The organism is Aldersonia sp. NBC_00410, from assembly GCF_026342035.1.
GTDB lineage: Bacteria > Actinomycetota > Actinomycetes > Mycobacteriales > Mycobacteriaceae > Aldersonia.
This window is the reverse complement of record NZ_JAPENM010000003.1, coordinates 33,545-47,803: the sequence shown is the minus strand read 5'-3', so window position 1 is coordinate 47,803 and position 14,259 is coordinate 33,545. Positions and strand designations below refer to the sequence as shown.

Here is a 14,259-nt window from a genome sequence, read left to right as displayed (position 1 = left end):
ACCCATTATTCGTCCGCAATGGCGCCAGGCCGGGTGAAAGTGCGAAAAATGGCTGCTCGGGCCCACCCGTATATTCGTTCCCATGACGTTCTCCGCAATGGTTGCCCGGGAATCCGAGGGCGAGATCGTGCTCGCCGCCGAGCAGGTCGAGGAGGACTTCCTCCCTGCCGGCGAAGTGACGATCAAGGTGCATTTCTCGAGCGTGAATTACAAGGACGCGCTCGCGGTCACCCCGAAGGGTGGCGTGGTGCGCGCATACCCCATCGTGCCCGGCATCGACGTTGCCGGCGAAGTCGTTGCTGCCGAGGATGATTCGTTCGCCGTCGGCGACCAGGTTTTCGTGCACGGATACGACGTCGGCACGGCACGGCACGGCGGCTACGCCGAGCTCGCCCGGGTTCCCTCGGCGGGGGTGGTCAAGCTCGACGGTCTCACCACGCGGGAGGCCGCGGCCATCGGCACCGCGGGGTTCACCGCGGCGCTGAGTGTGCAGGCGCTGCTCGACCGCGGACTCACCCCCGGCGACGGCCCCGTCCTGGTCACCGGCGCCAGCGGCGGAGTCGGCACCGTGAGCGTTGATCTGCTCGCCGCCGCCGGTTTCGAGGTGGTCGCGTCCAGCGGCAAGGCAGACGCGAAGGACCTGCTCACCAGCCTCGGCGCGGCATCGGTGATCGGCCGGCTGCCCGAGGACCCGGACGCCAAACCGCGTCCGCTCGGCAAATCCCAGTGGGCGGCCGCGGTGGACTGTGTCGGCGGCGCGACTCTCGCCTACGTGATCAGCACGCTCGACTATGGCGCGGCCGTCGCGGCCAGCGGCAACACCGGCGGTATCGGCCTGTCCACCACGGTGCTGCCGTTCATCCTGCGCGGTGTCCACCTGATCGGCATCGACTCGGTGCAACTCCCGATGGAAATCCGGCGCCGGGTGTGGGCGAGCCTGGCCGACGACCTGAAGCCGCGCCATCTCGGCGATCTGGAACGTGGGGTGCCGGTCCGCGACGTGGCCGGCGTGCTCGCCGAGATCAAGCGCGGCGAGCGCACCGGCCGCGCGGTTGTGGACGTAGCGAACGGGTTCTGACCCCTCGGGGCGTCAACCCGCGGTCGCGTACTCCGGGCCGCCGGCCGCATCCTCCTGGAACTGCGTGCGGTAGAGCTCCTCGTAGCGCCCCCGCGCCGCCAGCAATTCGGTGTGCGTGCCGCGTTCGATCACGCGGCCGTCCTCGACCACCAGGATCGCGTCGGCGGCGCGGATGGTGGACAGCCGGTGGGCGATCACCAGCGCGGTTCGCCCGGCCAATGCTTCACCGAGCGCTTCCTGCACCGCGGCCTCAGAAGTGGAATCCAGCGACGCCGTTGCCTCGTCCAGGATCACCACCCGGGGTTGTTTGAGCAGCAGTCGCGCGATCGTCAGCCGCTGTCGCTCACCGCCGGACAGCCGGTAGCCGCGCTCACCGACCACGGTGTCCAGACCGTCCGGCAGCGATGCCACCAGCTCGGCGAGCCGTGCGCGCTGCAACGCCTCGGACAACTCGGCCTCGGCCGCCGCCGGCCTGGCGAGCAGCAGGTTGCCCCGAATGGTGTCGTGGAACAGGTGCCCGTCCTGGGTCACCATGCCGACCGTATCCTGGATCGCCTGCGCGGACAGGTCGCGCACGTCCATGCCGGACAACCGGACGGCGCCGGAGTCGACGTCGTACAGGCGCGAAACCAGTTGCGCGATGGTCGATTTGCCCGCCCCGGACGACCCCACCAGTGCGACCACCTGTCCGGGCTCGGCTCGCAGCGAAATCCCGTGCAGCACTTCGATTCCGCCGCGGGTGTCCAGCGTCGCCACCTCCTCGAGCGAGGCGAGCGACACCTTGTCGGCCGCCGGGTAGGCGAACCGGACGTCATCGAGTTCCACCGAAACCGGCCCGGCCGGAACTGCCCGCGCATCGGGCTTGTCGGTGATCAGCGGAGGTAGATCGAGCACCTCGAATACCCGCTCGAAGCTGACCATCGCGCTCATCACCTCCACCCGCGCGCTCGCCAGCGCGGTGAGCGGGCCGTAGAGCCGGGTCAGCAGCAGCGACAGCGCCACCACCGAGCCTGCGTCGAGTTGCCCACGCAGCGCGTAGAAGCCGCCGAGCCCGTAGACGACCGCCACTGCGAGCGCCGATACCAACGTGAGGGACGTGACGAACACGGTCTGCACCATCGCGGTGCGCACACCGATATCGCGGACCCGGCTGGCCCGCGAGGCGAACTCGGCGGATTCCTGCGCGGGCCGGCCGAACAGCTTGACCAGCGTCGCACCGGGCGCGGAGAACCGCTCGGTCATCTGGGTGCTCATCGCCGCGTTGTGGTCGGCCGCCTCCCGCTGAATGCCGGCCAGCCGATTTCCCATCCGGCGCGCGGGCAGCACGAAAACGGGGAGCAGCAGCAGGGCGAGCAGCGTGATCTGCCACGAAATGCCGAGCATCACGACCAGGGTCAGCACCAGCGTGACCAGGTTCGCCACCACCCCGGACAGCGTGTCGCTGAATGCTCGCTGCGCGCCGATGACGTCGTTGTTCAGCCGGCTCACCAGTGCGCCCGTGCGAGTGCGGGTGAAAAACGCGATCGGCATGCGCTGCACGTGGTCGAACACCGCGGTGCGCAGGTCGAGAATCAAACCCTCGCCGATATTCGCCGACAGAAATCTGGTGGCCAGGCCGAGCCCGGCGTCCAGCACCGCAATCAGCGCGATCAGCAGGGCCAACCGGACCACGACCGCCGACTCGGAGCCCTCGGTGATCGCGTCCACAACGCGCCCGGCCAGCACCGGAGTCGCGACGGCGAGAATCGCGCTGACCACGCTCAGCACCAGGAATCCAGCGAGCATCCGCTTGTGCGGCCGCGCGAACCCGCCGATCCGCCGCAGCGTGGCCCGCCGGAACGGCCGCCGCTCGCCCGGCGAGTTCATTCGCCGGTACATCTGGTTCCACGCCACCGATTCGATGCTCATCCCATGTCTCCCGTCGTGCCCCTCCAAGTGAAGCACTGACACCGGACGTTAAGACCTCGAGTTAACTCGAGGTCAAGCGCGCGGGCGCAGCACCGGGTCCGAGACATAAAAATGCCCCGGAGCGCGTGCTCCGGGGCATTGCTGCAGTTGGCTCAGCTACCGAACGGCAGGGTGCCCGGCGTGATGTAGTAGCCGCTGCTTCCCGCGGAGAGGTTTCCCCACGTCCCCAGGATCCAGTTGAGCGCGTTCGTAATCATGAACAACCCTTTCGCTTCGGCGCACCAAGTCCCCTTCGGCAACAGCGCTGGTCACGCAGGGAGAGCGCTGCCGGTGCGCGCACACTCGATCCACGGTACCCCCATCGACAAACCGTGCCCGACGTTCGGGGGCAGGCGCAGAATGGTCTGATGAGCAATCTCGAAGCCACGGCAGGTGTCGTCACCTGCCCGAAATCCGCCGAACCCGAGCAGCCCGATGCTCCGGTCGAGGTGCTCACCCCGCGCAGCGTCCCCCTCGGCGGGCTGCGAGCGATGCCGGTGCGACGCACCCTCCCGCAGCGAAAGCGGTCGCTGATCGGGGCTTGGTGCTTCGCCGACCACTATGGACCCGACGACGTCGCCGAAACCGGCGGAATGGTCGTTGCGCCGCACCCGCACACCGGATTACAAACCGTCAGTTGGCTTTTCGATGGTGAGATCGAACACCGGGACAGCACCGGCGTGCACGCGATGGTGCGTCCCGGCGAGCTGAACCTGATGACCGCGGGGCACGGCATCGCGCATTCGGAGGTTTCCACACCGCGCACCACGACCTTGCACGGAGCGCAGCTCTGGCTCGCGCTGCCGGACGATGCACGCGACATGGCCCCCGGGTTCGCGCACTACGCCCCGACGCCCTTCGACGTACCCGGCGCACGACTGAATGTGTTTCTGGGCACACTTGCCGGGGACACCTCGCCGGTGCACACGTTCAGCCCGCTGCTCGGCGCCGAGATCACCGTCGAGCCCGGTGCGAAAGTCACGCTGGACGTCGATGAGCACTTCGAGCACGGTGTGCTCATCGACACCGGAGCGCTGCTGCTGCACGGCACGCGGCTCGACCGCGCCGAGCTCGGCTACCTCGCGCCGGGCCGGAACCAGCTGATCCTGCACAACCCGACCGCAGCGCCGACCCGCCTGCTGCTGCTCGGCGGCGCACCGTTCGGCGAACAGATCATCATGTGGTGGAACTTCGTCGGCCGCACCACCGAGGAGATCAACGCCTACCGCCGCCAGTGGCAGGCCGAAATCGGTGGCGGGGCCGGTACACCCGACGGGACGCGATTCGGGAAGGTGCCCGGGTATCGCGGCGGCCCGATTCCCGCGCCGGTGCTGCCAAACGTGTCGCTCAAGCCGAGAGGCTGACCGACAGCCCACACTGTGGGGGTGCTGCACCTGCGCATCCTGTCTCCGGCGGCGCTGACCGAGGCCGTGGTCGATGTCCTCGACTCCGATCCGGCGGTCAGCGGCCTCGCGGTCATGCGCGGCGCAGCGCTGCGGCCACCCGGCGACGTCGTCATGGCCGACATCGCCCGCGAGGGCGCCAACGACATCGTGGAGCGGCTGCGCGCGACCAAGGTGCATCGCGAGGGCAGCATTGAAATAGATCCGGTGCCCACCTTCATGTCGCAGGCCGGCTTCGACGCCGAGGTGCGCACTCCGGGCAGCAGCGCGGACGCCGTTGTGTGGGCGGAGGTGGCGCAGCGCTCCTACGACGAGAGCGAGCTCAACTGGACCTTCCTGAGTTTCCTGACGCTGGCCACGATCATCGCGAGCATCGCCATTATCGCCGATTCACAGATCCTGGTGATCGGCGCGATGGTGCTCGGGCCGGAGTTCGGCCCGATCGCCGCGCTCGGCGTCGCGCTTGTCAGACGTCGGTTCGTGCTGTTCGGGCTCGCGGCGCGCACCCTGGTAATCGGCTTCGTCGTCGCGATCGTGACAACCACACTGATTGCTCTGGTCTGGCGCGCGCTCGGCTGGATCACCATCGACGACGTGACCGGGCCCAGGCCGGAAACCGACTTCATCTACTCCCCGGACAAGTGGTCGTTCATCGTCGCCGTGATCGCCGCCGCGGCCGGGGTGTTGTCCCTGACCTCGGCGCGGGTGAGCGGGCTATCCGGTGTGTTCATCTCGGTCACCACCGTGCCCGCGGCGGGCAACATCGCGCTCGGCACGGCGTTCGGCGCCGGCAGCGAGGTGTGGGGCAGCATGGCCCAGCTCGCCCTGAATCTGTCCGGGATGGCGATCGCCGGCTGGGCCACGCTCGCCGTGCAGAACGCCGTGTGGTCGCGGGTGTCCCCGCGCCGTCCGCGGGCCATGACCAGGCCGTATCGGATGCTCTAGGCTGCGATTGTGACCTCGGGGCGCTCGGCAAGTCCCGCGAGCTTTGCCTCGGAACGCGTGCTGCGCACTCCGCTCCCGGTCGACCTCGCGGCCACCCTCGCGCCGCTGCGCCGCGGCCGCGGCGATCCATGCCACCGCACCACCACCGACGGCGCGACCTGGCGTACCTCCCGGATGCCGACCGGACCGGTGACCTACCGGTTGCGCCAGTGCGGCCGGCACGAGGTGCATGCGCAGGCCTGGGGCCGGGGCGCCGCCGAGTTCCTCGACGAGCTACCCGTCATGTTGTGCCTCGACGAGCGGCTCGACGATTTCGCGCCCGAACATCCGAAGATCGTCGAGGCGCACCGGCGCCACCCCGACCTGCGCATGCTGCGCACCGGCCGGGTCTTCGAGGCGCTGGTGCCCGCGATCCTCGAACAGAAGGTGCACGGTATCGCGGCACGCGCCTCGTGGCGGCGACTGGTCGGGCGCTTCGGCGAGCCCGCGCCCGGCCCGGCTCCCGAGAGCATGCGCGTGCCGCCGAGCCCCGAGACGTGGCGGCACGTCCCGTCGTGGGAGTTTCATCGCGCCAACGTCGATCCGCGCCGCGCCCGCACCATCGTCACCGCGGCCCGGGTCGCAGGCCGGCTCGAGGAAGGCGCCCGGCTGACCCCGGGCGAGGCCCAGCGCCGACTGCGCACCGTGCCCGGCATTGGAGTGTGGACCGCCGCCGAGGTGGCGCAGCGCGCATTCGGGGACGCGGATGCGTTGTCGGTCGGCGACTTTCATCTGGCGTCGATGGTCGGCTGGACACTGCTCGGCAACCCGCTCGACGACGACGCGATGGTCGAGTATCTCGAGCCGCTGCGCCCGCATCGGTATCGCGCGGTCCGGCTGCTCGAGGTGAGCGGGCAGGTGGTGCTGCCGAAGTTCGGCCCCAGAACGCCGGTCACCGACCATCGGCAGCACTAGCCGGCTCAGTCGCGCGGGCCACCCGCAACGTAGATAACCTGCCCGGAGACGAAGCCCGCACCCTCGCTGACCAGGAACGACGCGGTGTGCGCGATGTCGTCGGGCTCGCCGGCCCGAGCGACCGGCGTGGCCGCCGCGTTGGCCGCGATGAAATCGTCGAAGCTCATTCCGACGCGCTCGGCGGTCGCCTTGGTCATATCGGTGACGATGAAACCGGGCGCGATCGCGTTCGCCGTGACGCCGAACTTGCCGAGCTCGATGGCCAGCGTCTTGGTGAAGCCCTGCATGCCTGCCTTCGCCGCCGAATAGTTCACCTGGCCACGGTTGCCCTGCGCCGACACGCTCGACAGGTTGACAATGCGGCCCCACTTCGCGTCGACCATGTACTTCTGGGCGGCACGGGTGAGCAGAAACGCGCCCCGCAAGTGCACGTTCATCACGGCATCCCAGTCCGACACCGGCATCTTGAACAGCAGGTTGTCCCGGGTGATACCGGCATTGTTGATCACGACGGTCGGGCCACCGAGTTCCTCGGCGAGCCGGTTGATCGCGGCTTCCACCGACGCCTCGTCGGAGACGTCCGCGCCCAGCGCCACGGCCGAGCCACCGGCCGCCTTGATGGTGTCGACGGTGGTGCCACAGGCACCCTCGTCGAGGTCGAGGACGCCGACCGCGAGTCCGTCGGCGGCCAGCCGGGTGGCAATTGCCGCTCCGATTCCCCTGGCCGCACCCGAGACCACGGCCACCCTCGGCGTCGATTCGGTCATGTCTGCTCCTGTTCTGCTCGGCGATGTTCTCGACCGACAATACGAGCAGCCGTTACGGGGCCGACGAGCTACGCCACCACCAGCCGACCGATCGCACGCAGCGGCAGATGCAACCACGTCGGCCGGTTGCGCGCCTCGTAGGCCGCTTCGTACACCGCTTTGTCGAGTTCGTACGCCCGCAGCAGCGCGGACTGCTCGCGCGGGTCGGTGCCCGCCACCGCGGCATAGCCGTCGCAGAATGCGGAACTGTTTCGCGAAACCCATTCCTGGGCCCGGTATTTGCGCTGCGACTCGCCGGGCAGGCCGTCGCCGAGCGGCTGATGCCCCGCGTAGTCGAAGGACCGGAGCATGCCGGCCACATCGCGCAGCGGGCTGTCCGGCAGCCGGCGCTCCACGACCGGTTTGAGCGGCTCACCCTCGAAGTCGATCAACAGCCAGTGATCCGGGGCGCGCAGCACCTGCCCGAGGTGCAGGTCACCGTGGATGCGCTGGACCGGGGTCGGCCCGCTCTTGGCGGCCTCCTCGTACACCGCGAGCACCGCGTCCCGATGTTCGGCGAGTTCGGGCACCACCCGGGTGGCCACGTCGAGATTGCGGCGGAGCGTGTCGAGGACCGACGACGTCAACGGCTGTTCGGCGGCACCGAGCGCACGCGCAAGGTCGGCGTGTACGTGCGCCACCGCCGCGCCGAGGCGCTCCGCTTCGGCGGCGAAATCGGTGCCGACCTCGGCGGCGTGCAGATCGGCCTCGGCGAACAGGTCGCGAACGCTGGTCAACGCGAGCCGCCAGCCGTCCGAGGCGTTGCCGACGAACTCCTGTGCCATCGCCAACGTGGTCGTGACGCCCTCCAGGTCCGCCTCGACCCAGCCACGCAACGGTGCCACGTAGGGGCAGTCGAGTTCGCCGAGTGCGTGGTGCAACTCGACGTCGGGGTTGATCCCGATCGAGATCTGCCGGAAGAACTTCACCAGCAGGTTGTCACCGAAAACCACGGTGGTATTGGATTGTTCGGCGCTCAGCATACGGCCGTGCGCGGCGGGGTCGACCGCCGTGCCCGCGAGACCATGGAACCGCAGCGGGCCGACCGACTCGGCCCCCGCGAGGGCACGCACGTACCGCGCGATGATCCGCTCGTCGCGCAGTCCGTCGTAGACGACCGTGCGCGGCGATACCGACAACGCATGCTCGGCGAAGTCGTCGGCAGGTCCGGGCCGGTACCCGATCGGCAGCTGGAAGGACAACGGATCCGTGTCCCGGAATGCTACCTCGATCACGAGATGATCTGCGGCCATGCCGCTTTCGCGCAGCATCGGTACGCGCTGCAGCAGGTCGACGCGCACGATCGGGTGGTTCTTCGCGGAGAACCAGCGCTGCGCGGGCAGCCACGCCGCGATCTGTTGGGCCAGCGCGGCGTCATCGGGCAATGGCAGGTCGGCGGCGGTCACGGCTGCACCGCCGCCTCGGCCTCGCTGCTCGCCGGTTGCCCGGTGGCCATCCCCTCGTCGGCCGGATCGGGTTGCAGCGCAAACCAATAGAAGCCGTGCCCGGGCAATGTGATCATGTATTCGGGGCCGGTGATCTTCGGAAACGGGATGGACCCGGTGAGCTCGACCGGGATCCGGCCGTGGAACAGGTCCAAGTCGAGGATCACCGCCTGCGGGAACCGGGAGAGGTTGTTCACGCACAGGATGACCTCGCTGAACCGGCGGTCCTGGTTCGGCCGCTCCAACTCGCGCAGATAGGTCAGCACCGACGGATTGTCGTTGCCGAGCTCGGTGAACGTACCGAGCCCGAACGCCGGATGTTGCTTGCGTACCTGGATCATTCGGCGGGTCCAGTGCAACAGCGTGTTCGTCGAGTTCATCTGTGCTTCGACGTTGACAGCCTGATAGCCGTAGGTCGGATCCATGATGACCGGCAGGTACATCCGCGCGGGATCGGCACGGGAGAAGCCCGCGTTGCGGTCCGGCGTCCACTGCATAGGCGTCCGTACCGAGTCACGGTCGCCGAGCCAGATGTTGTCGCCCATGCCGATCTCGTCGCCGTAGTAGAGCATCGGCGAACCCGGCAAACTCAGCAGCAGCGCGGTGAACAGTTCGAGCTGGTTGCGGTCGTTCTCCAGCAGCGGCGCGAGTCTGCGGCGGATGCCGATGTTGGCCTTCATCCGCGGGTCTTTCGCGTACTCGGCGTACATGTAGTCGCGTTCGTCGTCGGTGACCATTTCGAGGGTGAGCTCGTCGTGGTTGCGCAGGAAAATGCCCCACTGTGCGGATGACGGGATGGCCGGGGTCTGGGCCAGGATTTCCGAGATCGGAATACGATTCTGTCGCCGCACCGCCATGAAAATGCGTGGCATCAGCGGGAAGTGGAACGCCATATGGCATTCATCGCCCTGCTCGGGTTCGCCGAAGTACTCGACGACGTCGGCGGGCCACTGGTTGGCCTCGGCAAGCAGCACTCGGCCCGGGAACTCGTCGTCGACCACTTTGCGGCATTGCTTGAGGAAGGCGTGCGTCTCGGCCAGGTTCTCGCAGTTGGTGCCCTCCCGCTCGAACAGGTATGGCACCGCGTCCAGGCGGAAGCCGTCGATACCGAGATCGAGCCAGAAGCGCAGCACGTCGATCATCGCTTCCTGGACTTCGGGATTGTCGTAGTTCAGGTCCGGCTGATGGGAGAAGAAGCGGTGCCAGTAGTACTGCCCGCGGACCGGATCCCAGGTCCAGTTGGATACCTCGGTGTCAACGAAGATGATCCGCGCGTCGGCGTAGCCCTCGTCGGTGTCGGCCCAGACGTAGTAGTCCCCGTACGGGCCGTCCGGGTCGGCGCGGGATTCGAGGAACCACTGATGGGTGTCCGAGGTGTGATTCATGACGAGATCGGTGATGATCCGGATACCGCGGCGGTGCGCTTCGTCGAGCAGCACCACGAAATCGTCGATAGTGCCGAAATCGGGCAGGATCGCACGGAAGTCGCGAATGTCGTAGCCGCCGTCGCGCAGCGGCGAATCGTAGAACGGCGGCAGCCACAGGCAGTCGACGCCGAGCCACGAGAGGTAGTCGAGGCGATCGGTCAGACCGCGCAGGTCACCGTTGCCGTTGTTGTCACCGTCGCTGAACGCCCGGACGAGCACCTCGTAGAAGACGGCCTTCTTGAACCATTGCGAATCCACCTGCAGCGGCTGCGCATGGTGGAAATCCGCCGCGTCGACCTCGACCAGATGCCCGTCGGGGGTGTGCTCGGCGACAGGTGTCGTACCGGCTCGTGCATCTTCGGGGGCCATGCACACCTCGGGGATTCGCTCGACGACGGTTCCAGCCCGACCCTAGCGAAAGTTCGCGATGTTGCCCGGCGGAGCGCTCAGACCAGTGCCTGCTCCCGGCGGATCCGCCAGCGCACGTACGCCATCTGCGGACGCCCGACGTTACGGATGAACCGGGGGAGGAATCGATTGACGAAGCCGACGAAAAGAAACAGATGCTCGAAGCGGCGCTGATCGGCGGCACTCCACTCCACACCCATGTGCTCGCGGAAGTGCGGTGCCAGGAACCCCGTCGTCAGGAACTGCAGCAGCCCCCCGAGTGGCAGTCGCAGGAACCACGGGATCATCCGCAGGTGCAGCAGGTCGTCGATGTAGGCGCGGACCTCCTCGTCGATGCTCACCCGGGTGCACGCCTCGGTCCAATACGCGTCGAACTCCGCGCGCGTTTTCGGCCACATGTCCTCGTGGACCTGCAGCGTGGTGCCGAGCGACGCGGATGCCTGGTAGAAGCTCTCGGCCTGCTCCGGGCTCATCTTCCCGTTCAGCAGTTGGTAGCCGTCCTCGAACCCGACGTACAGACACGCGGCGACCCACAGCTGCACGTTCCGATCGAAGGCGTTGTATTTCACCTTCGCGCCCGGCTTGGATCGCACCTGCCGATGCGCCCTGTTGACCGCCTCACGCATGGCCAGCTTCTCCTCGTCGGTACCGAGGATGGCCACGGCCAGATACGACGCGGTGGTGCGCAACCGCTTCCACGGATGCACCATCAGCGCGCCGGATTCGACCGGGCTCTCGATCACACCGCGCCCGACCTCGGGCCAGCTCATCTGCATGGCCACATTCGCCGCGGAGGCGGAGAGGCCCCAGAAATCGAGGGCATCGGCCAATCGCGGTGGCCTCTTCGACGTGGGACGATGAACGCCCGGGATGGCGATCCGGATCCGGTCGTTCGGCAGCGGCTGCGCCGGGCCCACCGTGGATCGCACCACTCCGAGGGGGCGCGATCGCTCGGGCGCGGGATCTTCCGCTACGTATGAATCACTTTGTGGGTCATCGTAGTTCGGCTCCCAAGGCTGAGCGTTCATAGCCGGGTTGATCCTTCCTCGCTCGGTCTGGAGATTTCAACTGACGTCGCCTGCACGCTCTCACGCAGATGTGATCCTCGTCAACACTATGTTAGTGCGTATTCGGATTTTGAGCATTGGTCCGACGTGAGCTTTTTCGTGGTTCGATGTGCATCGAAATTGCCACTGTACTGGGAGAGATTCGGGCGATCGTACCTAGGGTGGAAACATTAAGTTAGTTTCCGTTCCGCGCTTCTGTCCGACTGCCTTCAATCGCGCTACACCAGAGGCTTGCCACGCTCCTGCCGCAGCCGCATCTCCCGCAGGTAGTCGTCGTACGGGTACAGCCGCCCGCTTTCGGGCAGCCGAGTGAGGATGCGGCCGAGCGTGCGCATGACGATCTCGAAAGCACGCTGCCGGCGAGGGCTCCACGTCAGGTCGAGTTCGTCGCGAAAATGCTGCGGGAGAAAGCCGGTCGCAAAGAATCGATTCACTCGGCGCAAAGCGAGTCTGCGCAGACGGCTGTGTGGACCCAGATCGACGACTTGGGTGAGCAGGTAGGTCTTCACCTCGTCGTCGAGGCTGATTTCGCTCAGCTTGGAGTCCCAGTAGGCCTCGAAGGCGGCGCGGTCGGCCGGCCACATCTCGGGCCGCATCTGCAGTGTGGTGCCGAACCGGGCGGACTCGCGATAGAGATCATCGGCCGTTTCCTCGTCGAGGTCGCCGAAGAACAGGACCAGGTAGTCACGCACACCGCGGTAGATGCATGCCGCTACCCACAGCTGCAGTTCCGGGTCGAAAGCGTTGTAGGAGACGCGACTGCCGGGATCCGATCGCACCGGACGATGCGATGTGTTCGTTGCCGCACGATAGGCCGCGCGATCGTCCTCGGTGCCGATCATCGCGACCGCCAGATACGTCAGCGTCGTGCGCGCTCGCTTGTTCGGATGCCGGTCGTAGCGACCCCGTTCGACAATGCTCTCGACGACGCCACGGCCGACGGCGGGGTTGCTCAGCTGCATGATCACGTTGGCGTTGCCACCGAGCATTGCACCCGGCCCCACCATGTACTGCCGTCGACGAGCGATCCCGGCATCGGGATCCGGCTCCGTTTGCGCGTCCCACGCCGGTGCGGATCGAATCGGGTACCCCACCATCCACCTCCTGAGTCAGTGAGAGAAATACTGACTCATTCTCTCACCGGAGATTGGGATGATCAACCCCAACACGACGACGTCAGTGCATGACTTCCGCACCCACGGCGGCGCCCTCGCCCTCCGGACCGGTCGCGGCGGGCTTCTTGCGCGGCAGGAAGGAGGCCGGGATCAGCGTCAGGACGATCAACACCACCGCGACGATGAACGTGTGCCCGAACGCCTCGGCCGCCTGCTCGAGCCCCACATCGATGGCACCGGGCGGCAGCGTCGCCGCGACCGACGGGTCGGTCTGCGATGCGATCGCCGGGCCGGCGAACTCCTGTTTGAGCAGGAGGTTGGTCAGTACCACCGACATCGTCGCGGTGCCGATCGAGCCGCCCGTCTGGTTGACGATGTTCATCAGCGTCGACCCGCGCGCAACCTGGGCGTGCGTGAGCGTCTGCAGCGCGGCCGTCATCGTCGGCATCATCGTGCAACCCATGCCGAGCCCCATCACGAACAGCACCGAACACAGCAACGGATACGGCGTCGTGGCACCGACCTGGGTGAGCGCGGCGAGCGCCACGCCGATCACGCTGACGCCGGTAAGCACGATCTTGCCCGGACCGATCTTGTCGACGAGCCGGCCCGCGATCGGCATCGTGATCATCGCGCCCAGACCCTGCGGGGCCATCAGCAGACCCGCCGCCAGGGTGGTTTCGCCGCGCACCTGCAGGAAGTAGCTCGGGATCAGCAGCGCCGCGCCGAAGAACGCGATCGCGAACAGAATCATCGTGCCGACCGCAGCGGCGAGATTCCGGTTGCGGAACAGGTGCAGATCGATCAGCGGATGCTCGGTGCGCAGCGCATGCGGCACGAAGGACGCCAGCAAAATCACGCCGATCACCATCGGGATCAGGACCCGCGCGGATGCCACTGTCCCCACCTCGGGCATCGAGGAAACGCCGAATAGCAACAGGGCCAGGCCCGGCGAGAGCAACAGCATGCCGAGGAAGTCGAACTTCTCCGACGGCACCGGTGCGTCCCTGTCCAGCACGATGAACGCGAGCGTGAACGCGACAATGCCGATCGGCACGTTGATGAGAAAAATCCAGTGCCAGCTCGCCGCCTCGATCAGCCAGCCACCCAGGATCGGACCGCAGATCGGGCCGAGCAGCATCGGCACACCGAGCACGGCCATGACACGGCCGATCCGCTGCGGGCCCGCGGCGCGCGTCATGATCGTCATGCCGAGCGGCATCAGCATGCCGCCGCCGAGGCCCTGCAGGATTCGGAAGCCGATCAGCGACGGCGCACTCCAGGCGAAACTGCACAGCACCGAGCCGAGCACGAACAACGTCAGCGCCGTCAAATACAAGCGTTTGGTACCGAACCGGTCCGCGGCCCATCCGGTCAGCGGGATCACGGTCGCGAGCGCGAGGGTGTAGCCCGTCATGCTCCACGCGGCGATCGCGTAGGTGACGTCGAACTCCTCTTGGAAAGTGGGGATTGCGACGCTCACGACGGTCATGTCCAGAATCGACATGATCGCGCCGATCACGACGACGCCCGCAATGCGCAGAACGCGTGGATCGAGCTTGTCCGGCGGCGTATCTTGATCGCCGACGGTGACCGCGGACGAGGCAGCCTTGTCCGCGGCAGGATCGGTACTCGAGGTCATTACCCAACAATCCCAGTCTCGT

The 14,259-nt window shown here is 67.2% G+C and carries 11 protein-coding genes; 4 read left to right on the top strand and 7 right to left on the bottom strand.

All coding sequences use genetic code 11. From position 1 onward, the window contains the following. The first annotated feature begins 82 nt into the window (after positions 1-82). The gene (locus OG921_RS07195) at positions 83-1,078 is read left to right on the top strand and encodes an acryloyl-CoA reductase (RefSeq protein ID WP_266111703.1); all 996 of its coding nucleotides are present in this window, start codon (positions 83-85) and stop codon (positions 1,076-1,078) included. Positions 1,079-1,090: 12 nt separating this feature from the next. Here OG921_RS07195 and OG921_RS07190 read toward each other — a convergent pair whose 3' ends face one another. Next, positions 1,091-2,986, bottom strand: a complete 1,896-nt coding sequence (locus OG921_RS07190; protein WP_266111702.1) for an ABC transporter ATP-binding protein — start codon at positions 2,984-2,986, stop codon at positions 1,091-1,093. 407 nt (positions 2,987-3,393) lie between these two features. Between OG921_RS07190 and OG921_RS07185 the strand changes: the two genes are divergently transcribed. The 3 genes from OG921_RS07185 to OG921_RS07175 are packed head-to-tail and all read left to right on the top strand — an operon-like array spanning position 3,394 to position 6,327. Then, the gene (locus OG921_RS07185) at positions 3,394-4,389 is read left to right on the top strand and encodes a pirin family protein (RefSeq protein WP_266111701.1); all 996 of its coding nucleotides are present in this window, start codon (positions 3,394-3,396) and stop codon (positions 4,387-4,389) included. Positions 4,390-4,410: 21 nt separating this feature from the next. Next, positions 4,411-5,373 carry a DUF389 domain-containing protein gene (locus OG921_RS07180; RefSeq protein WP_266111700.1) on the top strand — a complete coding sequence of 321 codons (963 nt, stop codon included), beginning with the start codon at positions 4,411-4,413 and terminating at the stop codon, positions 5,371-5,373. A 57-nt stretch (positions 5,374-5,430) separates the two neighbouring features. Then, complete coding sequence (locus tag OG921_RS07175) at positions 5,431-6,327, top strand: DNA-3-methyladenine glycosylase (protein ID WP_266112262.1); 897 nt, start codon at positions 5,431-5,433, stop codon at positions 6,325-6,327. Positions 6,328-6,332: 5 nt separating this feature from the next. On the opposite strand, the gene OG921_RS07170 is transcribed toward OG921_RS07175, so the two are convergent. The 6 genes from OG921_RS07170 to OG921_RS07145 all read right to left on the bottom strand — a co-directional run bounded on the left by OG921_RS07170 (position 6,333) and on the right by OG921_RS07145 (position 14,237). Then, on the bottom strand, positions 6,333-7,094 hold the full coding sequence (locus OG921_RS07170) for an SDR family NAD(P)-dependent oxidoreductase (RefSeq protein WP_266111699.1): 762 nt from the start codon (positions 7,092-7,094) through the stop codon (positions 6,333-6,335). 68 nt (positions 7,095-7,162) lie between these two features. Continuing rightward, positions 7,163-8,539 carry a phosphotransferase gene (locus OG921_RS07165; protein ID WP_266111698.1) on the bottom strand — a complete coding sequence of 459 codons (1,377 nt, stop codon included), beginning with the start codon at positions 8,537-8,539 and terminating at the stop codon, positions 7,163-7,165. Then, positions 8,536-10,374 carry a maltose alpha-D-glucosyltransferase gene (gene treS, locus OG921_RS07160; RefSeq protein ID WP_266111697.1) on the bottom strand — a complete coding sequence of 613 codons (1,839 nt, stop codon included), beginning with the start codon at positions 10,372-10,374 and terminating at the stop codon, positions 8,536-8,538. Before treS ends, OG921_RS07165 begins: the two co-directional genes overlap by 4 nt. A gap of 77 nt (positions 10,375-10,451) precedes the next feature. Continuing rightward, complete coding sequence (locus tag OG921_RS07155) at positions 10,452-11,291, bottom strand: oxygenase MpaB family protein (RefSeq protein ID WP_266112261.1); 840 nt, start codon at positions 11,289-11,291, stop codon at positions 10,452-10,454. Between the two features lie 407 nt (positions 11,292-11,698). Further along, the gene (locus OG921_RS07150; RefSeq protein ID WP_266111696.1) at positions 11,699-12,577 is read right to left on the bottom strand and encodes an oxygenase MpaB family protein; all 879 of its coding nucleotides are present in this window, start codon (positions 12,575-12,577) and stop codon (positions 11,699-11,701) included. 79 nt (positions 12,578-12,656) lie between these two features. Further along, positions 12,657-14,237 (bottom strand): DHA2 family efflux MFS transporter permease subunit, encoded by a 1,581-nt coding sequence (locus tag OG921_RS07145; protein WP_266111695.1) that lies wholly within the window; start codon positions 14,235-14,237, stop codon positions 12,657-12,659. Positions 14,238-14,259 lie beyond the last annotated feature (22 nt).